Genomic DNA, 22,164 nt, shown 5'->3' on the forward strand with positions numbered 1-22,164 from the left:
CGATGAAAAACCGTTGGCTCATTGCGCTGTCGGCCGTTGGCATTCATCTTTCGATTGGGTCGGTGTATGCATGGAGCAATTTTACCAACCCGCTAAAACAATTGTTTGGTTGGTCGGACCAAGAAGTAGCGCTCACGTTTAGCATCGCGATTTTGTTTTTAGGCTTGTCGGCTGCGTTCCTCGGCCATTTTGTGGAAAAACACGGACCGCGCAAATCGGGACTATTGGCTGCTATTTTCTTTGGCCTCGGGGTGACTGGTTCTGGATTGGCGGTGGCGCTCGGTTCTAAGTATCTTCTGTATCTGTTTTACGGCGTTTTAGGCGGGATCGGTCTTGGCGTCGGGTATATTGCGCCTGTGTCGACGCTTGTCAAATGGTTTCCGGACCGGCGCGGGTTGGCTACGGGGCTGGCGATCATGGGGTTCGGGTTCGCGGCGGCCATCGCGAGTCCCGTCATGAACAGCTTGATTGCATCCGTAGGCGTTCAGAACACGTTTTTTATTTTGGGGGTTACATACTTTGTCATTATGGTGCTCTCATCGCTTTATTTAGAAAAACCGCCAGAAGGCTGGCTGCCGGAGGGATTTCAGGAAAAAGTGAAAGCCGGAAAAGCGAAACCTTCGCTAGATTTGGCGCAGCTTACGGCCAATGAGGCGGTGAAAACAAGACGGTTTTGGTATTTATGGTTGATGTTGTTTATCAATGTGACATGCGGCATTGCTGTTTTGGCGGTGGCGAAACCGCTGGCAGTGGAAAGCATCGGCATCAGCCAAGCCGCCGCGGCGGCATTAGTCGGCGCCATCGGAGTGTTTAACGGGTTGGGACGCATCGGCTGGGCGTCGGCTTCGGATTATATCGGCCGTCCCAATACGTATACGGCGTTTTTCGTTTTGCAAATTTTGATTTTCTTCCTGTTGCCGAACGTGTCCATCAAATGGTTGTTTGTGGTGATGCTGACGATTGTGTATACGTGCTACGGCGGCGGATTTGCCTGTATTCCGGCGTACATCGGCGATTTGTTTGGAACAAAGCAGCTCGGTGCCATCCATGGTTATATTTTGACCGCTTGGGCCGCGGCTGGCCTCGTCGGACCGATGTTTGCCGCGTATATTAAAGACACGACCGGTTCGTACGAAGGAAGCTTGGCCTTTTTTGGCGGATTGTTTGTCATCGCTTTCATCATCTCGCTGCTCGTGCGCATCGATATTCGCCGATTGCGCGCCCAACATGAACAAATCGCCTATGTTTCGGCGGCCAAGGAAAGTTGAGAACGATGTCCTTTTGCTCCCGCGGCGTGCGGCAAGCGACGCCGGGGGTTTTTTGCTATAATAAAGTGGATATCGATTATAGGCATCATGGGGGAAACATTGCATGACAAAGGAAACAGAGCGATTTCCAGCGCGCGCGTTTCAGCGCGCTTTGCTTGACTGGTTCGCCCGCGAGCGCCGCGACTTGCCGTGGCGGAAAGACCGCGACCCATATAAAGTATGGGTGTCGGAGGTGATGCTGCAGCAGACGCGCGTCGAGACGGTTATTCCGTATTTTGAACAGTTTATCGAGCGGTTCCCGACGCTGGAGGCGCTCGCTGACGCTGAGGAGGACGAGGTGCTGAAGGCGTGGGAAGGGCTCGGCTATTACTCGCGCGTGCGCAATCTGCACGCGGCGGTGAAAGAAGTCAAAGAGCGGTACGGCGGCAAAGTGCCGGACGATCCCGATGAATTTTCCAAGCTGAAAGGAGTCGGCCCGTATACGGTCGGGGCGGTGCTGAGCCTCGCCTACGGCGTGCCGGAGCCAGCGGTTGACGGCAACGTGATGCGCGTCTTGTCGCGTCTGTTTCTCGTGACAGATGACATTGCGAAAACATCAACGAGAAAACGGTTTGAACAAATGATCCGCGAAATCATGGCGTACGAACATCCGGGGGCATTCAATGAGGCGTTGATCGAGCTTGGCGCCCTTGTTTGCACGCCGCGCCGCCCGTCGTGCCTGCTATGCCCGGTGCAAACCTATTGCCGGGCGTTTGCCGAAGGGGTAGCGGAAGAGCTGCCGGTAAAAACGAAAAAAACAGCGGTCAAACAAGTGCCGCTCGCGGTGGCGGTGCTAGCCGATGAGGAAGGCCGCGTGCTCATCCGCAAGCGCGACAGCTCCGGCTTGCTTGCGAATTTATGGGAATTTCCGAGCTGCGAAACGGCCGGTGCAGATGGAAAAAAGACGCTTGAGCAAATGGTTGGGGAACAATACGGCTTGCAAGCGGAGCTGACAGAAGCGATCGCTTCGTTGGAGCATGCGTTTTCCCATTTAGTCTGGAAGTTGACGGTCTTTCCCGGCCGCCTGATCAGCAGCCAGTCCGTCAAAGAGCCGCTTCGGCTTGTGTCTGAAGATGAGCTCGAAGCGCACGCTTTTCCGGTGTCCCAGCAGCGCGTTTGGCGCGAATACAAAAAATGGGCGGGCCAAATGCGCCGCCCCGATTAATCCGGCACCGGCATCGTGCCGTGTGTATACGTTGCTTCACGGCGCCCAAGGCCGCCGCGCGCTTCGATTTCTTCGATGATTTCGCGGTGAATCGTCTGCCCTTCGACGTTTAAATACGGAGCGATTTGTTGGAATGAATGATGAAAATAAGCAAGTTCGTCATCGGTCCATTCCGTTTTCGGAATCATCGCCAGCTCGGTCATGTCCCGGCCGACATACATAGGCAGCGCCTCCTTTGTTTGCGGAATTCGGCTATATTATACGTAAAGGAGAGGAAAAACATGAGCGGAAAAGTAGCAGTCGTCACCGGCAGCAGCCGCGGTATCGGCAAAGCGATCGCCTTGCGGTTGGCCAAGGAAGGATACGATATTGTCGTCAACTACGCCCGCAGCAAAACCGCCGCCGAAGAAACGGCGCGTGAAATTGAAGCGCTCGGGAGAAAAGCGCTTGTCGTGAAAGCGAACGTTGGCGACGTTGAGAAAATTCGCGCCATGTTCGCCCAAGTCGATGAGGCGTTTGGGCGGGTCGACGTGCTCGTGAACAACGCCGCCTCCGGCGTGTTGCGTCCGGCGATGGAATTGGAAGAAACACATTGGAACTGGACGATGAACATCAACAGCAAAGCGCTGTTGTTTTGCGCGCAGGAAGCGGCTAAAAGAATGGAGCAAGTCGGCGGCGGGAAAATTGTCAGCATCAGCTCGCTCGGGTCGATCCGCTATTTGGAAAACTATACGGCAGTCGGCGTCTCGAAAGCGGCGCTTGAAGCGCTGACCCGCTACTTGGCGGTCGAGCTGGCACCGAAAAACATCGCCGTGAACGCCGTTTCCGGCGGAGCGATCGATACCGATGCGCTGAAGCATTTCCCGAATCGCGATGAGCTCCTCGCTGACGCCGTGGCGAACACGCCGGCCGGCCGCCCCGTCAAACCGGAAGATCTCGTCAATGCCGTAATGTTTTTATTGTCCGATGCCGCTGAGATGATCCGGGGGCAGACGATCATTGTCGACGGTGGAAGATCTTTACTGTTGTAACGACAGCGGATAGAACGATCACCTCCGGGGCACAGTAAGGGATGTGGAGGTGAGAACAATGGCTAAACAACAAAATAAAACAGCAGCTGGCACGAACATTCAAGAAGTAAAACAACAAAACGCACAATCGGCTCAAGCTGCTCAAGCTGGCCAATTCGGCACCGAGTTTGCGGCTGAGACGGACGTGCAACACGTCAAACAACAAAACGCGCAAGCGGAAGCCCGCAAAGCGCAAAACGTCAACCGATAAACGAGTCATCACCGACGGCTGGGGCTTGCCCCTAAGCGATGGCAGCGGGTGCTGCGGAAGCGGGAGCAAGAACTGGCCGAACGAGGAGAGACGAAAAAAGCAGGGGCGGCATGCCTCTGCTTTTTTGTCGACAAAAGCAGTCACCGTTGCGCAAAATTCGTGCAAGGGATTTTTCCATCGAACCGCGAACTGATAAGAAAAACGCATGGTTAACGGGAGGGGAGAGAACATGGGGTACGCATGGACGGACGCAGAGGATGACGCGCTGTTTTTATGGCATGAAATGCAACGTTGTGAGGAGATCGCCCGCCAGTTGGAAGAGCTTGAGCACGAAGCGCCGACCGCTGCTCTTCGCGAGGAGGTTCGGCGGATGAGACAGCAGGTGGAAGACATTCGGCGCCTCTTTTTCGCCCAGCTTTCTCTAGATGGCTGGTGAAAAACCGCTGATTCCTTTCATCAATGGGAGAATGAGCGAAAAGCAGGACCGATGTAACAAGGTTTTTCTAATTGAGAAAAGGGATGGCAAAGCCGTATCCACGAGTAAATGGTTGTTTCTCTTGAGCAATGGGGGAACGTTTGAAAGACGATCTTGATGCGACAGGGCTTTTCTATTTGAGAAGCGGGCTTGATAAACGGCTTGTCCCTTAAATCGCCAGCCCCCCTAGGCGTTTCATGAGGCGAGATGGCTGTTTCCCACCGCTCGTTTGGCCGCTTCGGCGCGGCGAGCGGGCTCGCTTTCTTTCCATTTGCGCAGGAAACAAGGTATAATAGGTGAAAGAAAAAGCTCCCATTGGAAAGTAGGGAAGAATGATGCCAACGCACCCTCGAGAAGGGAAAATCATTCAAATCCATAGTTATAAACATAATGGGACGATTCATCGCATTTGGCAGGAAACCGTTGTGCTCAAAGGAACGCCGTCATATGTGATCGGCGCCAACGACAAAACGCTCGTCATGGAGGCGGACGGCCGGACGTGGGTGACGCGCGAGCCGGCGATTTGTTTTTTTCACGCCAAGCACTGGTTTAACATTATTGCGATGATCCGCGAAGACGGCGTGTATTATTACTGCAATTTGAGCTCGCCGTTCGTCTGGGACGAGGAGGCGCTGAAATATATTGATTACGACTTGGATATTAAGGTGTTTCCAGACATGACGTATATGCTGCTTGACGAAGACGAGTACGAGCGTCACCGTCGTGAAATGAACTATCCGGAAGTGATCGATCGCATTTTAAAAAACAACGTTCATAAGCTCATTGGTTGGATTCAAGAGCGGAAAGGGCCGTTTGCCCCCGAGTTTATCGACAAGTGGTACGGAACGTTCCAAGCGTATCAAAGATAACATAGCGGCACGAAAAAAGCCTGTTCGGCACCGCTGGCAGGTTTTTTCTGCTTTTCGGGGGGAATCGCCATGGACAGCATTCGTTGTTATTGGCAGTTGCGGTGTCAAGCTGTTTGGCGGCCAAACGCAGCGGATGGCCCGCCCTCGTGTTTTTGAAAAGCCTGCCGATTTTGATTTTTGATGAGGCGACGTCCGCCCTTGATTGACAACATGAGCAACATACTCAAGAAGCGGTTGAGCGTTTGGCGGAAAACCGTACGACGTTGATCGTCGCCCATCGTTTGTCGACGATCATCCATGTCGACCGCATTTTGTACATCGAAAACGGGCAAATCGTTGAAAGTGGCACGCATGAAGAACGTATGGCGAAGCGGGGGAGTTATGACCAGCTGTTTACGGTTCAGCATTTGTGATGATAGACAAAATAATATTTTTGAAGAAGCAGGTTTGTCCCGAAGAGCATGGTGTTGCAGCGGAGGAGGCACAACAACGAAGACCGAGCAGCTTTGCTGATGCTCCATTGATCTGTACGGCCCTTATACTAAGGGGTTCGCTCGCCGTCATCCTTCTGGACAAAGCTGCTTTTTTATTGTTTCGATGATTTTAATTTTTTGAAATATTATATTGTTTTATTGGATGAGACATGGCATAATTTTGTTCAGAGGGAAACGTTTGTTGGCATGGGACGGCGAGGAGGTGAGGCTGGTGGAAGGAGAGGTTTTGCTGGACGTTCGTGGGCTGCGGACATCTTTTTTTACCGATGAAGGCGAGATTCCAGCTGTCGACGGAGTGGATTTTGCTGTGCGAGCAGGCGAGGTGCTCGGCATCGTTGGCGAATCGGGCTGTGGAAAAAGCGTCACATCCTTGTCGATTATGGGGCTGTTGCCAAAAGGAATCGGCAAGGTGGTCGGCGGCGAGATTTTGTTTAAAGGGGAGAATCTAGTGGAAGCGTCCGAGCGGCGGATGAAGCAAATCCGCGGCAACGAGATCGCGATGATTTTCCAAGAGCCGATGACCTCCCTAAATCCATTGTTTACCATAGGCAATCAATTGGTTGAAGCGATTTGCTTACATACCAAAATGACGAAAAAAGAGGCGCGAGTGCGGGCGGCGGAGATGCTTCAGCTCGTCGGATTGCCGCGGGCTGAACAGCTATTGGACGCGTATCCGCACGAGCTGTCGGGCGGCATGCGCCAGCGGGTGATGATCGCCATGGCGATGGCGTGCCGGCCGGCGCTTTTGATCGCCGATGAGCCGACGACGGCGCTTGATGTGACGATTCAGGCGCAAATTTTAGCGCTGATGAAAGAATTAAACCGGGCGTTCGGCACGGCGATCATGATGATCACCCATGATTTGGGCGTGGTTGCCGAACTATGCGACCGCGTAATCGTCATGTACGCTGGCCAAATCGTGGAAGAAGGAAGCGTGCGCGATATTTTCCGTCATCCGCAGCATCCGTATACCGTCGGATTGATCCGTTCCATTCCGGACATTCGCAGAAAAAAGGAACGTCTGTATTCCATTCCCGGACACGTTCCAAAACCGGGAACCGTTCGTGGCGGCTGCCGATTTGCTGACCGGTGCGAATGGGCAGTTGACCGCTGTCGCCAAGAAGATCCGCTATTGTACGAAACGGGGGAACAAGGCCATCGCGCCCGTTGCTTTTTGGCGGTAGAGAAGGGAGGGCTAGCCGATGCGCGAACCGCTGCTCGAAGCGAAAGGGCTTAAAAAATACTTTCCGATCACTGGGGGCGTTTTTGGAAAACAAGTGGGGACGGTCAAAGCGGTCGATGATGTGACATTCACCGTGTACCGCGGCGAGACGCTCGGCATTGTCGGTGAGTCCGGCTGCGGTAAGTCGACAACGGGGCGAATGCTGCTGCGGCTCATTGAGCCGACGGACGGTTCGATCGTATTTGAAGGGAAACATGTAACCGCTTTATCAAAAGCGGAGCTGCGCCGGCTGCGGCGCGATATGCAAATGATTTTTCAAGATCCGTTCGCCTCGCTCAATCCGCGCCATACGGTCGAGAAGATTTTGGAAGAACCGCTCATTGTCCACGGCATGGGATCGAAAGAAGAGCGGAAGCGGCGGGTGCGGGAGATGCTTGAGGTGGTCGGGCTCGGTTCGTATCATGCTAAGCGCTATCCGCATCAGTTCAGCGGCGGCCAGCGCCAGCGCATCGGCATCGCGCGGGCGCTGATGACCCATCCGAAACTGATCATCGCCGATGAACCGGTGTCAGCGCTTGATGTCTCCATTCAGGCGCAAGTGCTCAATTTACTTGAAGATTTGCAAAGGCAGTTTGGCCTTACATACATTTTCATCGCCCATGATTTAGGGGTCGTTCGCCATATCAGCGACCGGGTCGGCGTTATGTATTTGGGCCGTATGGTTGAACTGGCGGACAGCGAGTCGTTATACGAATCGCCGAAGCATCCCTATACACAGGCGCTTTTGTCCGCGGTGCCGATTCCAGATCCTGATCATAAAAGAGAACGGCCATTGCTTTCCGGTGATTTGCCAAACCCGGCAAATCCACCACAAGGATGCGCCTTCCATACGCGCTGCGCATTCTGTATGGACATTTGCCGCGAGCGGCGTCCGGAATGGCGAGAAGTGACGGACGGACATTACGTTGCCTGCCACTTGTATGAGTCAGCTGGCGGGTGGCGTGATGATAGACCAATTGAGCAGAAGGGGGAAGCGCGATGAGGAAAAAACCATGGTTAACCTGGCTTGTCATGATGCTGGCTGTGACGCTTGTTCTTGCCGGTTGTGGCAAGTCGAAGCAAACCGCAGGGGGTGGCAGTGACAAACCGTCGACTCAAGATACACTCGTGTACGGGCGCGGCGGTGATTCGGTATCGCTCGATCCAGCGACCGTGACGGACGGGGAGTCGCTGAAAGTGACGAAAAATATTTTTGATACGCTGCTGGACTACAATGACAATGATACGTCCGTCAAACCGGCGTTGGCGACGGAATGGACGATTTCTGGAGATGGTCTGACGTATACGTTTAAGCTGCGCCAAGGTGTCAAGTTTCATGACGGGACCGAATTTAACGCCGATGCCGTCGTCTTTAACTTCGAACGGTGGGCCAACGGCAACGCCGACAAGTTTCCGTATTACGGATCGATGTTTGGCGGCTACAAGCAGGATGACAGCCATGTGATTAAAGAAGTGAAGGCGCTCGACAAGTACACGGTGCAATTTGTACTGAAACGCCCGCAAGCGCCGTTTTTGAAAAATCTTGCCATGACCCCGTTTGCCATTGCCAGCCCAGAAGCGGTGAAAAAATATGGTGACAAGTTTGGTGAACACCCAGTCGGGACCGGCCCGTTCGTCTTTAAAGAGTGGAAGCGGAACGAACGGATCGTGCTGGAGAAAAATAAAGACTATTGGGAAAAAGGCTATCCGAAGCTGAACCGGCTCATCTTCGTGTCCATTCCAGACAACTCGGCGCGCCTCAATGCGCTCTTAAAAGGCGAGATCGACATCATGGAAGACTTGAATCCGACGGACTTAAAACAGGTGGAAGGAAACAAAGAGTTTCAAATTTTCAAGCGTCCGTCGATGAACGTCGCCTATGTCGGGCTGACGGCGACAAGAGGGCCGCTGAAAAACAAGCTGGTTCGCCAAGCGTTAAACTACGCGGTTGACAAGAAAGCGATCATCGATGCGTTTTACGCCGGCCAAGCGGAACCGGCGAAAAATCCGATGCCGCCGAGCATCCCGGGTTACAACGATGCGATTCAAGACTATCCGTTTGATTTGAATAAAGCGAAAGAGCTGCTGGCGAAAGCGGGTTATCCGAATGGCTTCGAAATCGAACTGTGGGCGATGCCGGTGCCGCGTCCGTATATGCCGGATGGGCAAAAAATCGCCGAGGCCATTCAAGCGAATTTTGCCAAAATCGGCGTCAAAGCGAAAATCGTGACGTATGAATGGGCGACTTATTTAGACAAACTCGCCAAAGGAGAAGCGGACACGTTCCTGCTTGGCTGGACGGGCGACAACGGCGATGCGGATAACTTCTTATATGCGCTCCTTGACAAAGACAGCATTGGCAGCAACAACTACACCTATTTCTCGAACGATGAGCTGCATAAAATTTTGGTCGAAGCGCAAACGGTGAGCGATGAAAACAAACGGAACGAACTGTATAAAAAAGCGCAAGAGATCATTAAAGAGGAAGCGCCATGGATTCCGCTCGTCCATTCGACTCCGCTGTTGGCCGGCAAGGCGAATATTCAAGGCTTTACTCCGCACCCGACCGGTTCGGATAAGTTTACGAAAGTCGAATTTCGATAAGCGACTGAGAGAGGGGAAGGAGCGCGTCTTCCCCTCTTTGCTTGCCGCATGTTGAGGGAGGGAGAGTCAGGTGCTGTCGTATGTGTTGAAAAGGATGCTGATGATCATCCCTGTTTTATTCGGAATGTCGCTGCTTGTCTTCTTGATGATCCGAGCCATTCCAGGCAATCCGGCGCAAGTCATTTTAGGGCAAAAAGCGACGAAAGAGGCTGTCGCCGCTTTGACCCATAAACTCGGGTTGGATGAGCCTTGGTATGTGCAGTATGTCAAATATATCGGCGGCTTGCTGCGGGGGGACCTAGGGGAATCGATCCGTACGGGAGCGCCTATCGCAAAGGAAATCTGGCCGTATTTAGCAGCGACGATCGAACTGTCGCTGGCGGCGATGCTCATTGCCGTGATCATCGGCGTAAACGCCGGCATTATCAGTGCTTGGTTTCAAAATTCATGGTTTGATTATATGGCGATGGTATTGGCGCTGATTGGGGTGTCGATGCCGATCTTTTGGCTTGGCTTAATGGAGCAATGGCTGTTTTCCATCCAGCTCGATTGGTTTCCGACAGCAGGACGGGAAGATGTGCGCAACCCGATTGAGCCGATCACCCATCTGTATTTGATCGATACACTTCTATCAGGGAATACCGAGCAGTTTTGGCAAGTTGTTCAACATCTCGTCTTGCCGAGCATGGCTCTAGCGACGATCCCGATGGCGATTATCGCCCGCATGACGCGTTCGAGCATGTTGGAAGTGATGAAATCCGACTACATTCGCACTGCCCGCGCGAAAGGGTTAAGCATGTTTTGGGTTGTGTACAAACATTCGTTGAAAAACGCGATTATTCCCGTATTGACGGTGATCGGGCTGCAAACAGGGCTGCTGCTTGGCGGAGCGATTTTGACGGAAACGATTTTCAGCTGGCCCGGCATCGGACGCTATATTTATGATGCGATCGGGTACCGCGATTATCCGGTGATTCAATCGGGGATTTTGATCATTGCCACCATTTTTATTTTCATTAATTTAATCGTGGATTTGCTTTATGCGATCATTGATCCGCGTATTAAGTACAATTAAAGGGGAGAGCGCCTATGGCTGAACTAGCGCGCACACCGGCAACACCGCCGACGGCAATGGGGGAGATGGAATCCGTTTCTTTATGGAAAGAAGCGTGGCGGCGGTTTCGAAAAAATAAAATCGCTTTGGTTGGTGCTGGGATCGTTTTCTTTTTTATCCTTGTCGCCATCTTGGCGCCGTGGTTGGCGCCATATGATTATAAAGACCAACAGTTGGCCGAGCGGCTGCAGCCGCCTTCAAGCGAGCATTGGTTCGGTACCGATGACTTTGGACGTGACATTTTCTCGCGCATTGTATATGGGGCTCGCATTTCGTTATGGGTCGGTTTTTTTTCCGTGCTTGGCTCCGTCATCGTTGGCTCGCTGCTCGGCATTATCGCCGGTTATTACGGCCGGTGGATCGATGGCATCATTTCACGCTTGTTTGATATTTTGTTGGCGTTTCCGAGCATTTTGTTGGCGATCGGCATCGTCGCGGTGCTTGGTCCTTCCCTGCAAAACGCCCTCATCGCGATTGCGGTCATTAACGTGCCGAACTTTGGTCGTTTGATCCGGTCCCGTGTGTTAAGCATTAAGCAGGAGGAATACATTACGGCAGCGAAAGCGATCGGCATGAGCGATTGGCGCATTTTAATCCATCACATTTTGCCTAACAGCCTCGCGCCGATCATCGTCCAAGGGACGTTGGCGATTGCGACCGCCATCATTGAAGCGGCCGCGCTTGGTTTTTTAGGCTTAGGGGCGCAGCCGCCTACCCCGGAATGGGGAAAGATGTTGTCCGATGCGAAAGAGTTTTTGACGCAGGCGCCGTGGACGATGATTTTTCCCGGGTTGGCCATTATGTTGACCGTACTAGGGTTTAACTTAATGGGGGATGGGCTGCGCGATGCGCTTGACCCACGGATGAAAAACTGAAGCAGGCGGTCCGCTACGAGCGGCCGCCTGTTGCCTTTTCGAGCTCTTTTTCAAGTTTGTCATCGTAGTGATAATGATGGAAGCTGTCAATAAGTTTGTCAAGATGTTCAAGCCGGTCCCCGTAATCGATGAGCGCTCCAATCAACGAAAACAACCGATACTCAGCAGGCGGTTCGCCGCCAGCGTAAAGAGCGGAGGCGAGCCGTTCGCGTTGGCGGCCGATTTCCTCGGCCCTTTTGTCGTGGGGGAGCGGTTTGGCTTTATGGATAAATTTCAGCAACAGCTGTTCGTGATAGTCGAGCAAGTCGCTAAGGTGCAAGCAAATGGCTTCGCGGAGTTCAGCCGGCAAGCGGGTGAACTCGTTTTCGAGCTGATGAAGCCATTTCAAGACGGACAACGCGCGATGGGCGGCGGCGATCATTTGCCGGTATAACACGAGCTTGCGCGATTTTTGGAAGCGCAGGCGCCGGAAGTACGTGCGTTCTTCTTTATACATGAAGTACAGATGCTCCAGTTTTGTCATTTCTTCATGCAATGTTTCAATCTCGTCTTTTAAGCGATGATGATCGGCTGCCTGTTGTTTATGGAGGCGAATCCATTTTAAAATTGTTTCTGTTTCGCCGCTAATTTTTTCATACAATTTTTTTTCATATTTGGGCGGCAAAAAAATCAAGTTGACAAGAAAAGCGGCAAAAACGCCGAGCATGATTGTGAGAAAGCGGATGGCTGCAAACTCGATAAACTGCCGGTCAGTATATTCCATAATCGCGATCACGGTCACGAGCGCGACCGAAATTGTCGAGGATTCGAGGCGCATTTTCAGGCAAAGGGCGATGACAATCATGATCGTTAACCCGACGATCAACGGATCACGGCCGAGAATAAGAACGGCGGCAATGGCAAACAAGGCGCCGATCACATTCGCTTGCACTTGCTCGATCAGCGATAAATACGAACGATAAATGGTCGGCTGCATCGCGAACACCGCTGAAATGCCGGCAAACACCGGAGACGGAAAATGAAAGAGCGCCCCGAGAAACAACGCCAGCGCTACGGCGATCCCCGTTTTCAAAATGCGGGCACCGAGTTTCATCTATGATCAAAACTCTCCTTTTTCGTTTTCCTGAACCATTCAGTACTATACACACTTTTCTATATGAGTTCAAGGAAAAAATAGAACGGGGCTGACCAAAAAATAGCCTGCCCCAAGATAGCAACCCTATCAGGTGGCAGAAGCAGTCGGCACGCATATAGAAGCAATGAAAGAGGGGCTGACCGAAAAGGCGATCTCCCCCTCAAAACAGACAGAGCATATCGTGTGGCAAGGGAGCAGCTAGTGCCTATATAGCGGTGAGAGAGGGGCTGACCGAAAAGGCAATCTCTCCTCAAGAAAGATAGAGCCGTATGGCAGGGAAGCAGTTAGTGCCTCGATATAGCGATGAGAGAGGGTGTCCCAGCCTTTTGGGACACCTTCGTTGGCCGAAAGTTTAGAACGCGACGGGAAGGCGAGGGGTGCGGCGGTTGGAAAGGCGAGCGTTTACTTCTTGCCGGAAGCGGGTTCCCTCAAGCCACAGCAATGATCCAGCGGCCGAGCGGACAAGAGCCAACGGCCGACTAGGGGGCAACGGCTCGGCGTTGTCGCCGTACGGTTCAGTAGTGATGAAGATACGGGAAAGCGATTCCGTTCTCCACAGCGCCCCTTCCGTTTCAGCCAGCCATATCGCTTCATGATCCAAGCTGGCGACGATGCATCTGCTGTACGGCCGCGGCGGGGACGGGACCGTTTCTGGCGTCAACACAAGCGCGGCCGCCTCGAGCAAGCTGTAGCCATTGTCGTAGACGAGCGTTTCCACGGATGAAGCGGACGTCTCGCCGCCATCGACGAGCAGACCAGCTGCCCCAAGCCGCCGATAACCATGAGGCGCATCCGCCGTTTGGGCATACGCAAAGGCAACCGATGAGGCGAAGAACGGATGGGATACATCTAGGTCGCGCCGCAATTCGTCCACGGTGTTCGCTTCGTAGATGACGTGGAGATGGCTGAGCGAAGCGACGCGGACATCCGTTTGCCGCTCCATCGCGACTGCTAGGCGGAACAAGCGATCGGATAGGGAAAACACATCGCTCGGCAGCATGGCGACTTGCCAAAACAAGGAATTTTTTTGCCAAGATGGCCGAGTCGATTCGAACAGCAGAGTGAAGCCGAACTGTTTGATCAGTTGGCGCAGGCCCGCTTGAATCGGCTCCGGACGGGCGGAGCAGGAAAGAAGCACATGGCCGACGATGAAATGGTCGTTGGCGGCAATTTCCGGGTTTTGTCCGGCGTTGGCGAGCTTATCCATCCACAGCTTGCGCGGAATATCAAACTGAACGGCAATATTCGCTTCACGACAGTGTCGGTCGGCCGATTGGCTCCAGCCGGTGAGCGTTTCTAGGACGGCGTTCGTATGGCTCTTTGTTCCCATCCCGTTGATTTCCATGACCGCCGCGAAAAAGGCGGGCTGCCCTTTCGCCGCTTGGGCCGCGTTGGCTGTTGGTTGGTCCATGAACGTTAGGCGCAGGCGGAAGCGCACGCTCCCGTGGCGCCGGCCACCTCCTCTCAAAGCATGACGGAAAAAGGGGAGTCTTAATTTTCAAAATTTGTTGTTTATCATACCATGGGGGGCAGAGGAAATCAATGGACGTTTGTTAGGGGGTGATCATGTTCACAAAATTGTCGAAAAGTTTGACGAAAACGGCCATGTTCCCCTCGCATGGACGTTTGCGGGGCAAAAGGGAAACGTTCAACATCTCGGAGGTTGGAGATTTCATCTTGGATCGGGCTTTGCAATGTCATTTCCGAACTGGAATAAACTGTTGGTTTTCTGGCGTGCTCCATCGCCAAAAAGGAGTGAAGAGCGGCTCGGTCGCGATGGAAAGGGCACCTAATGTTTAGAAAAGGCGCCCTTCTGGACATGTCGGTGGACAGGCCGAGTTTTCTGCCCGTCCCGGCGATTCATGATCGCTTTTCCCACGTTCGGCAATCGATTGGCCCGCCACCTCCCGTTCTAGCGATTCGTTATGGATTTTTCCCCATCATTTCCGCGCGGCTTGCTGGGAACAGCCGCTTTTCGTCCTTCCTGCTTCGGCAAGGAAAGAGGCAGTTACAGTTGTCGGAACGCTTTGCCAACGGCATCGATCGTGTAGGCGATGTCGTCTTCGGTATGAGCGAGGGTGATAAACCATGCTTCATACTTGGACGGTGCAAGATTGATTCCTTGTTTGAGCATGAGCTTGAAAAATTTCGCAAACAACGTGCCGTCGCTGCGCTGGGCTTGCTCATAGTTTTCGACTTTTTCTTCCGTAAAGAAGACGGTGAGCGCGCCTTTTAAGCGGTTGACGGTCACCGGCAGGCCGCATTGGCGGGCATGGGCGAGGATGCCTTCTTCGAGCATGGCTCCTAGCCGATCCAGATGTTCGTAGACGCCCTCTTGCTTTAACACTTCAAGGCAGGCGATGCCAGCGAGCATCGACGCCGGGTTGCCGGCCATCGTCCCCGCTTGGTACGCTGGGCCGAGCGGAGCGACTTGTTCCATAATGTCTTGGCGTCCGCCGTATGCGCCGATCGGCAAGCCGCCGCCGATAATTTTCCCCATCGCTGTCAAGTCGGGTTCGATGCCGAGCAAGTTTTGCGCTCCGCCATACATAAAGCGGAAGGCGGTGATCACTTCGTCGTAAATGACAAGCGCCCCTTTCTTGTGGGCCACCTCATTGATCGCTTCTAAAAAGCCCGGTTTTGGCAGGACGATGCCGAAGTTGCCGACGATCGGTTCGACCAATACGGCTGCAACCTGCTCGCCCCAAACGTTCATCGCTTCACGGAACGATTCCACATCATTGTACGGCACCGTAATCACTTCTTGGGCAATGCTTGGCGGCACGCCAGCTGAATCCGGCGTCCCCAGCGTTGAAGGCCCCGAGCCGGCGGCGACGAGCACAAGATCTGAATGGCCATGGTAGCAGCCGGCAAATTTGACGATTTTGCTGCGGCCGGTGTAGGCGCGGGCGACGCGGATCGTCGTCATCACCGCTTCCGTTCCTGAGTTGACAAACCGCACTTTTTCAAGCGACGGGATCGCCTCTTTTAACATTTTGGCGAACGTAATCTCATGTGGCGTTGGCGTGCCGTACAGCACCCCGGTTTCGGCGGCGCGCCGGATGGCTTCTGCGATGTGCGGATGGGCGTGGCCGGCGATGATCGGCCCGTAGGCGGCCAAATAGTCGATGTACCGGTTTCCATCTACATCCCAGAAATACGCCCCCTGCGCCCGTTCCATCACGACTGGCGCTCCGCCGCCGACGGCTTTATACGAGCGGGAGGGGCTGTTCACCCCGCCGACAATGTGCTTAAGTGCTTCCTCATAGAATTGTTCTGATTTGGTCCACTGCATCGTTTGATCCTCCTGTTTCCGATGACTGCGCCTTTATTTTACCATAATGGGGTTGTCAGTTGCGGCTAGGGTGTTCGCGCGCACAAACGAGCGCCTTTGGTATGGATGAGAAACAAAACAGGTGCAAATGACGATGATTTATGTATAATGAATGGCGATGTAACGGAAAACAGGCAAACCCCTTTGTTGGTCGGCAACTAAAGAGGCGGGAGGAGAACGATGAACATCATTGAAGTTGAACAGCTGCGAAAAGAATTTAAAGTCCATAGAAGCCGCTCCGGCCTCGTCGGAGCGTTTCGCGATTTATGGACGCGCCGTTACACGACCGTTCGGGCGGTTGACGGCATTTCTTTTGCTGTCAAGCGAGGTGAAATCGTCGGCTATATCGGCGAAAACGGGGCCGGCAAGTCAACGACGATCAAGATGTTGACCGGTATTTTAACCCCGACGTCAGGTCGCATCGTCGTCAACGGGATGAACCCGCATCAAGAGCGGGAGAAATTTGTGCGCACGATCGGCGTTGTGTTCGGCCAGCGCTCGCAATTGTGGTGGGATATCGCAGTTCAAGAATCGTTTCGCTTGTTGAAAAAAGTGTACCGCGTTCCCGATGAACAGTACGACCGCCATATGGGCGAGGTGATCGAGATGCTTGAGATCGGATCGCTGCTTGACAAGCCGGTGCGCAAGCTGTCGCTCGGGCAACGGATGCGCTGCGAGCTCGCCGCCGCGCTCATTCACAATCCGCCGCTGTTGTTTTTGGACGAGCCGACAATCGGTCTCGATGTGCTTGTCAAGCTCAACATCCGTCAGTTTTTGAAACAGTTGAACGAGCGGTACGGAACGACGATTTTGCTGACGACGCACGACATGTCAGACATCGAAGCGCTGTGCGAGCGGGTGATCATGCTTGACGAAGGAAAAATCATTTATGATGGTTCGCTCGAAACGTTAAAAGAAAAGTGGGGACAAGGAAAACGGGTGGCGTTTACATTCACAGAAGCAACGACCGCTCCGTCTTTGCAGGAGCTGACGGTTGGCTTGGATGTCGTCTGGAAAAAAGGAGAGCAGCCGAACATTTGGGTGGCGCACGTTCCATCGGGAGGAGTACCGGAAGTCGTCAGCCGCGTCGCCGCCCGCTACCCGCTGCAAGATATTCGGATTTATGAAGCGTCGACGGAAGAGATCGTTCGCCACATTTACGAAGAGGGTGCGGTGCATGGATAAGTATATGGAAATGATTCGCATCCGCTTTTTAATGATGCTCGCTTACCGGACCAATTATTATACGGGGATTCTCATTTACGCCATTAACATTGCGGCGTACTACTTCCTTTGGTCGGCCGTTTATGGGGGCAGGCCGTCGATGCAAGGGATGTCGCTTGAGCAAATGACGACGTATGTCGCCATTTCTTGGCTGGCGCGGGCGTTTTATTTTAACAACCTTGACCGCGAAATCGCCATGGAAATCCGGGATGGAAAAGTAGCGGTGGAATTGATCCGCCCGTACAGCTATTTGGGAATGAAAGCGGTGCAAGGGCTTGGCGAGGGGCTGTTCCGCCTGTTCTTTTTATCATTGCCTGGGCTTTTGGTCGTATCGCTTTTTTTGCCGCTGCAGTTTCCGGAACACGCGAAAACGTGGTTCGCCTTCGCTCTGTCGCTTCTATTCAGCTTTATCATTTTTTCCGAGCTGAACTTGCTTGCGGGGGTTGTGACGTTTTTTACGTTCCGCAATGAAGGGTTGCTGCGGGCGAAGCGGTTTATCATCGACTTGTTTTCCGGGTTGATTTTGCCGCTTTCCTTTTATCCAGATTGGGCGCAGCGATGGATGCACTATTTTCCGTTTCAGGCGATCAGCTATATCCCGAGCATGATTGTTACGGAAAGCTTCCAAGGCGCCGCCGTTCGCGATGGCCTGCTCATGCAGGCGGCGTGGTGCGCGCTGCTGCTTTTGCCGATTGGGGTGTTATGGCGGATGGCGAAAAAGCGGCTCGTCGTGCAAGGGGGGTAAACGATTGTTTTATCTATCAGTCTTTTTTCAATACATGGCGCAATACATGAAGACGAAACTGCAATATCGTGCCGATTTGTTCGTGGAGTGGCTGTCCGACTTGATGGCTCAGGCGGTCAACTTGATCTTTTTGCTCGTTGTGTTCAGCCATACGCCGCTCCTTCAAGGTTGGTCGCGCGATGAGATGTTGTTCATTTACGGCTTTTTCCTCGTGCCGTACGCCGTATTTGCGGCCTTTTTCAACTTATGGGATTTTAATGAGCGCTACATTGTCCAAGGCGAAATGGACCGCGTGTTGACGCGCCCGGTGCACAGCCTGTTTCAGATCATTCTCGAGCGGATGGAGCTCGAATCGTTGCTCGGGGCCATACCGGGGTTAATTATTATGGTGTACGCTGGCGTCCGTCTGTCGCTTACGTTTCATTGGTATGATCTCTTTATCTTTGTTTTATTGGTGATCGGCGGCGCGTTCATTTATGCCGGCATTTTCATTTCACTGGCGACGATTAGCTTTTTTGCCGATGCCCGCACATCCATCATGCCGATGATGTACAACATCAGCAGCTATGGCCGCTACCCGGTCGATATTTACCATCGCGTCATCCGCTATATTTTAACGTGGCTGCTTCCGTTTGCCTTCGTCGGCGTCTATCCGGCTTCGTATTTTCTCCGCAAGGAAGAATGGTATGGCTACGCGTTTTTCACTCCGGTAGTCGGCGCCTTGTTTTTTGCCATCGCCGTCATGCTTTGGAACGCTGGGGTGAGGCGGTATCGCGGGACGGGGAGCTGACTGCCCTGTCCGTTGGTTTCACCACAGCGCCGCGACGCTGAAAGAGGTGCTGGCCCGCTTCTTTTTCCGGTGAGGAGTCGCCATGACAACGCGATTTGCGCCTCACTGAGCTGGCTGCCCACTTCTTTTTCCAGTGAGGAGTGCGTTCGGTCAAAATGACAACTTGCCATTTGACTGGATGAGCAACTCGACAGACGGCGCCTTGGCGCGGCCGGTTGTTTCACTCCGCGCTCGTTCCTCCCCGTCATAATTGCTTGTCCGGCCACGTATATATGAACAACGGACAAAGATGGGGGGATGCGATGGATTACGCCTTCCTCGGAGTGATTGCCGCCGTCATCCTAGGCAGTATCACCTCGCTTTGGACGGCGCGCGTGCAAGCGACGCACCGGCTTTCGCTCGACAGCTTATGGGTGCTTGTTCAGTGGTACGTAACGATGATGCTTGGGTTTGCTATGATTTACATGATTTTGCAGATCAACGGCCATCAAGTGTTTACTCCGTCTCCGAACAGTGCCACAGGAGAACGTCTCGCTTTGCTTGAGGATAGCTTGTACTTAAGCGGCATGACGCTCTTATCCGTCGGGTACGGGGATGTGACCCCGATCGGCATCGGGCGTTGGATCGCGATCGCGGAAGCGCTTCTCGGTTACATTATGCCAGCGGTTATCGTTACACGCACCGTATTGGACTGGGACCATCGCTGACAGTTGCAAATTCTCTTCGTCTTCGCTACGCTAAAAGAAAACAACGAAGACGGAGGGAATGCCATGACGGCAGTGATTGGCCAGCCAGCCCCGGATTTCACTTTGCCAGCAAGCAACGGGGAAATGGTGTCGCTTTCCGATTTTCGCGGTCAGTATGTTATTCTTTATTTTTATCCAAAGGACATGACGCCCGGGTGCACGGCCGAGGCATGCGATTTTCGCGACCGCTATGAACGGTTTAACGAATTGAATGCCGTTATCTTAGGGGTGAGCACAGACCCAGTCAAGCGGCATGAAACGTTCGTTGAGAAGTATGAATTGCCGTTTTTGCTTCTTTCCGATGAGCAGCATCAGGTGGCAGAACTGTATGGGGTCTGGAAGAAAAAGCGAAACTTTGGCAAAGAATACATGGGCATCGAGCGCTCGACGTTCATTATCGCCCCCGATGGAACATTGGTCAAAGAATGGCGCGGGGTGAAAGTAAAGGGGCATGTCGATGAGGCGCTCGCGCAGGTGGCCCGATTGGCCTCATCTAGGTAAGCGTCCAAGCAAGAACAACGTTTTTGCGTATGATGCATAGTAACCTCCTCAAATGAATGTATTGTGGCGGGCGGAAACGATTTCCGCCCTCTTTTTGTTAAATAAAGACGCTCAAGTCCCATATATTAATGGTATGTATATTGACAAAACGCATACATTCCTTGTAGACTAATTATAAATATTATAAAATGATAATTTTTTTCATCTTTTGCAGAGAGTGAGGTGCATGACGGTGTCTGTCAATGAGCAACTCAAGGAAGCGTTGGACATGTTAAAAAAGACGGGCATACGCATTACGCCGCAGCGTCATGCGATATTGGAGTATTTGATCAGCTCAATGTCCCATCCGACGGCTGATGAGATATATAAAGCGCTGGAAGGGAAATTCCCTAATATGAGCGTAGCGACCGTCTACAACAACTTGCGGGTCTTTAAAGAAATCGGGCTTGTTAAAGAGCTGACATATGGGGATTCGTCAAGCCGATTTGACTTTGTCACATCCAATCATTATCACGTCATCTGTGAGCAGTGCGGCAAAATTGTCGATTTCCACTATCCAGCGCTCGATGAAGTCGAGCAGCTTGCCGCTCACGTTACTGGATTTAAAGTCGATCATCACCGGATGGAAGTGTACGGGGTATGTCCTGATTGCCAAAGAGGCGGAGGACGGACACATTAAAAAGCTGATAGCGCAAAAGGGGCTATCAGCTTTTCCTTTTTTTGTTGTATTTTTCATCGAACTCTTTCCCTTCAAGCTCACGATCCAACGTCAGCGGCTCGCGACAAAACATACATAAGTCCACGCGCCCGAGCATTTTTGTCACCTTGCCGCATGAAGGACAAACGACTTGAACGGCTCTTGTCGAGAGCGTGCCGATCCAGAAGTAGACGATGCCGCTCGCGACAAGAAACAACATTCCGAACACCATAAACAATGTCATAATAATTGGGGACGTACGGAAAAATAGTCCAACATACATGACGATGACCCCGATAAAAATGAGGCTCAAGGCGAACGTACGAATTTTATTAATTTTACTTGAATATTTGATGGCCATGATTGTCCCTCCTAAACACCAATATACCATAAATCATGGGCAGAGCGAAAAAAGAAAGAAAAATCGCCCGAGGACGAATGAATGCTATTTCGTTTCAAAAAGCTATTGACTTGCTTGTCGAACGATGATATATTTTAAATCGCTGTTGCGGCAACAAAACATCACAGAAATAATAACGAATAAAAAAGATGTTGACAGCAGATAATAAAAGTGCTATGATGTAAAAGCCGCTTTCAAAGGGCGAAAATCTTGTTCCTTGAAAACTGAACGAAACGAAGCGCAATGAAAAGCTGAGGTCCGCGGGTCGCCGCGACGGGCAAATGTTCTTCACCCGCAGGGGTGCTTGCACCCCGAGGGGGAAGGTTATTTGACCCCGAGCGGCGGCGGACCGAAGCTAGACAATACGAAAAGCGGAGGCCGCTTGCCTATCGGCGAAACGCGCTGGAGGGCCTGCGAGGAGGCTGTTGCCGCCGCAGCAGGACCGAAGCGTCGCGAGCCGATAGCGGCCGAAGCTAGACAATACGAAAAGCGGAGGCCGCTTGACACGTTTGGTGTCGGCGCCGAAGCTTACAAAGCCAATCAACTTTCATTGGAGAGTTTGATCCTGGCTCAGGACGAACGCTGGCGGCGTGCCTAATACATGCAAGTCGAGCGGACCGAATCGGAGCTTGCTCTGGTTGGGTCAGCGGCGGACGGGTGAGTAACACGTGGGCAACCTGCCCGCAAGACCGGGATAACTCCGGGAAACCGGAGCTAATACCGGATAACACTGAAGACCGCATGGTCTTTGGTTGAAAGGCGGCCTTTGGCTGTCACTTGCGGATGGGCCCGCGGCGCATTAGCTAGTTGGTGAGGTAACGGCTCACCAAGGCGACGATGCGTAGCCGGCCTGAGAGGGTGACCGGCCACACTGGGACTGAGACACGGCCCAGACTCCTACGGGAGGCAGCAGTAGGGAATCTTCCGCAATGGGCGAAAGCCTGACGGAGCGACGCCGCGTGAGCGAAGAAGGCCTTCGGGTCGTAAAGCTCTGTTGTGAGGGACGAAGGAGCGCCGTTTGAACAAGGCGGCGCGGTGACGGTACCTCACGAGAAAGCCCCGGCTAACTACGTGCCAGCAGCCGCGGTAATACGTAGGGGGCGAGCGTTGTCCGGAATTATTGGGCGTAAAGCGCGCGCAGGCGGCTCCTTAAGTCTGATGTGAAAGCCCACGGCTCAACCGTGGA

At 52.9% G+C, this 22,164-nt stretch carries 22 protein-coding genes, 1 rRNA gene and 1 pseudogene (1 of these 24 cut by a window edge); 19 read left to right on the forward strand and 5 right to left on the reverse strand.

Annotation, left to right across the window (positions count from 1 at the left end):
* Positions 1-2 precede the first annotated feature (2 nt).
* Entirely contained in the window at positions 3-1,268 is a 1,266-nt protein-coding gene (locus tag GC56T2_RS02520; RefSeq protein WP_144972827.1) for an L-lactate MFS transporter, read from the forward strand.
* Positions 1,269-1,371: 103 nt separating this feature from the next.
* On the forward strand, positions 1,372-2,472 hold the full coding sequence (gene mutY / locus GC56T2_RS02525; RefSeq protein WP_144972829.1) for an A/G-specific adenine glycosylase: 1,101 nt from the start codon (positions 1,372-1,374) through the stop codon (positions 2,470-2,472).
* Here the strand turns inward: mutY and GC56T2_RS02530 are convergent.
* Positions 2,469-2,693 (reverse strand): hypothetical protein, encoded by a 225-nt coding sequence (locus GC56T2_RS02530; protein ID WP_031405621.1) that lies wholly within the window; start codon positions 2,691-2,693, stop codon positions 2,469-2,471. The genes mutY and GC56T2_RS02530 overlap by 4 nt on opposite strands.
* 60 nt (positions 2,694-2,753) lie before the next feature.
* On the opposite strand from GC56T2_RS02530, the gene fabL reads away from it, so the two are divergent.
* The 10 genes and pseudogenes from fabL (at position 2,754) to nikC (ending at position 11,406) form a co-directional block, all read left to right on the forward strand.
* Positions 2,754-3,503: an enoyl-[acyl-carrier-protein] reductase FabL gene (fabL, locus tag GC56T2_RS02535; RefSeq protein ID WP_144972831.1), complete on the forward strand. Its 750-nt coding sequence runs from the start codon at positions 2,754-2,756 to the stop codon at positions 3,501-3,503.
* Between the two features lie 58 nt (positions 3,504-3,561).
* Positions 3,562-3,753, forward strand: coding sequence for a gamma-type small acid-soluble spore protein (locus GC56T2_RS02540; protein WP_144972833.1), 192 nt, complete (start codon positions 3,562-3,564; stop codon positions 3,751-3,753).
* A 229-nt stretch (positions 3,754-3,982) separates the two neighbouring features.
* A complete protein-coding gene (locus GC56T2_RS02545; RefSeq protein ID WP_172706238.1) occupies positions 3,983-4,189 on the forward strand; it encodes a YgaB family protein in 207 nt (68 codons plus the stop codon).
* 374 nt (positions 4,190-4,563) lie between these two features.
* Positions 4,564-5,097 (forward strand): nucleoside tri-diphosphate phosphatase, encoded by a 534-nt coding sequence (gene ntdP / locus GC56T2_RS02550; protein WP_033844543.1) that lies wholly within the window; start codon positions 4,564-4,566, stop codon positions 5,095-5,097.
* A gap of 88 nt (positions 5,098-5,185) precedes the next feature.
* Positions 5,186-5,510 (forward strand): annotated as a pseudogene (locus GC56T2_RS02555) (P-loop NTPase family protein); the annotation flags it as partial.
* Positions 5,511-5,802: 292 nt separating this feature from the next.
* The gene (locus tag GC56T2_RS02560; RefSeq protein WP_255515997.1) at positions 5,803-6,828 is read left to right on the forward strand and encodes an ABC transporter ATP-binding protein; all 1,026 of its coding nucleotides are present in this window, start codon (positions 5,803-5,805) and stop codon (positions 6,826-6,828) included.
* The gene (locus GC56T2_RS02565) at positions 6,794-7,816 is read left to right on the forward strand and encodes an ABC transporter ATP-binding protein (protein ID WP_144972839.1); all 1,023 of its coding nucleotides are present in this window, start codon (positions 6,794-6,796) and stop codon (positions 7,814-7,816) included. Before GC56T2_RS02560 ends, GC56T2_RS02565 begins: the two co-directional genes overlap by 35 nt.
* Positions 7,813-9,417 (forward strand): ABC transporter substrate-binding protein, encoded by a 1,605-nt coding sequence (locus GC56T2_RS02570; RefSeq protein WP_144972841.1) that lies wholly within the window; start codon positions 7,813-7,815, stop codon positions 9,415-9,417. The genes GC56T2_RS02565 and GC56T2_RS02570 overlap by 4 nt, the downstream gene beginning before the upstream one ends.
* Positions 9,418-9,487: 70 nt before the next feature.
* Positions 9,488-10,492 (forward strand): ABC transporter permease, encoded by a 1,005-nt coding sequence (locus tag GC56T2_RS02575; RefSeq protein ID WP_144972842.1) that lies wholly within the window; start codon positions 9,488-9,490, stop codon positions 10,490-10,492.
* A gap of 14 nt (positions 10,493-10,506) precedes the next feature.
* Positions 10,507-11,406: a nickel transporter permease gene (gene nikC, locus GC56T2_RS02580; RefSeq protein ID WP_144972844.1), complete on the forward strand. Its 900-nt coding sequence runs from the start codon at positions 10,507-10,509 to the stop codon at positions 11,404-11,406.
* Positions 11,407-11,419: 13 nt separating this feature from the next.
* On the opposite strand, the gene GC56T2_RS02585 is transcribed toward nikC, so the two are convergent.
* From GC56T2_RS02585 to GC56T2_RS02595, 3 genes are all read right to left on the reverse strand, one after another.
* Positions 11,420-12,499 carry an FUSC family protein gene (locus GC56T2_RS02585; RefSeq protein WP_144972846.1) on the reverse strand — a complete coding sequence of 360 codons (1,080 nt, stop codon included), beginning with the start codon at positions 12,497-12,499 and terminating at the stop codon, positions 11,420-11,422.
* A gap of 394 nt (positions 12,500-12,893) precedes the next feature.
* On the reverse strand, positions 12,894-13,952 hold the full coding sequence (locus GC56T2_RS02590; RefSeq protein WP_144972848.1) for a class II glutamine amidotransferase domain-containing protein: 1,059 nt from the start codon (positions 13,950-13,952) through the stop codon (positions 12,894-12,896).
* 597 nt (positions 13,953-14,549) lie between these two features.
* Positions 14,550-15,836, reverse strand: a complete 1,287-nt coding sequence (locus GC56T2_RS02595) for a glutamate-1-semialdehyde 2,1-aminomutase (RefSeq protein WP_144972850.1) — start codon at positions 15,834-15,836, stop codon at positions 14,550-14,552.
* Between the two features lie 219 nt (positions 15,837-16,055).
* Between GC56T2_RS02595 and GC56T2_RS02600 the strand changes: the two genes are divergently transcribed.
* From GC56T2_RS02600 to perR, 6 genes are all read left to right on the forward strand, one after another.
* On the forward strand, positions 16,056-17,060 hold the full coding sequence (locus tag GC56T2_RS02600; protein ID WP_144972852.1) for an ABC transporter ATP-binding protein: 1,005 nt from the start codon (positions 16,056-16,058) through the stop codon (positions 17,058-17,060).
* Positions 17,053-17,844, forward strand: a complete 792-nt coding sequence (locus tag GC56T2_RS02605; RefSeq protein WP_033844526.1) for an ABC transporter permease — start codon at positions 17,053-17,055, stop codon at positions 17,842-17,844. The genes GC56T2_RS02600 and GC56T2_RS02605 overlap by 8 nt, the downstream gene beginning before the upstream one ends.
* Positions 17,845-17,848: 4 nt before the next feature.
* Positions 17,849-18,634 carry an ABC transporter permease gene (locus GC56T2_RS02610; RefSeq protein ID WP_144972854.1) on the forward strand — a complete coding sequence of 262 codons (786 nt, stop codon included), beginning with the start codon at positions 17,849-17,851 and terminating at the stop codon, positions 18,632-18,634.
* Between the two features lie 302 nt (positions 18,635-18,936).
* Positions 18,937-19,341 carry a potassium channel family protein gene (locus GC56T2_RS02615; RefSeq protein WP_144972856.1) on the forward strand — a complete coding sequence of 135 codons (405 nt, stop codon included), beginning with the start codon at positions 18,937-18,939 and terminating at the stop codon, positions 19,339-19,341.
* A gap of 63 nt (positions 19,342-19,404) precedes the next feature.
* The gene (gene bcp, locus GC56T2_RS02620; RefSeq protein WP_144972858.1) at positions 19,405-19,881 is read left to right on the forward strand and encodes a thioredoxin-dependent thiol peroxidase; all 477 of its coding nucleotides are present in this window, start codon (positions 19,405-19,407) and stop codon (positions 19,879-19,881) included.
* Positions 19,882-20,107: 226 nt separating this feature from the next.
* Complete coding sequence (gene perR, locus GC56T2_RS02625) at positions 20,108-20,560, forward strand: peroxide-responsive transcriptional repressor PerR (RefSeq protein ID WP_144972860.1); 453 nt, start codon at positions 20,108-20,110, stop codon at positions 20,558-20,560.
* 25 nt (positions 20,561-20,585) lie between these two features.
* Here perR and GC56T2_RS02630 read toward each other — a convergent pair whose 3' ends face one another.
* Positions 20,586-20,939 (reverse strand): YgzB family protein, encoded by a 354-nt coding sequence (locus GC56T2_RS02630; protein ID WP_033019299.1) that lies wholly within the window; start codon positions 20,937-20,939, stop codon positions 20,586-20,588.
* A gap of 586 nt (positions 20,940-21,525) precedes the next feature.
* Between GC56T2_RS02630 and GC56T2_RS02635 the strand changes: the two genes are divergently transcribed.
* Positions 21,526-22,164 (forward strand): 16S ribosomal RNA (locus GC56T2_RS02635) (it continues 919 nt past the right edge of the window).

Source organism: Geobacillus sp. C56-T2 (assembly GCF_007829715.1).
Classification (GTDB): Bacteria; Bacillota; Bacilli; order Bacillales; family Anoxybacillaceae; genus Geobacillus; species Geobacillus icigianus.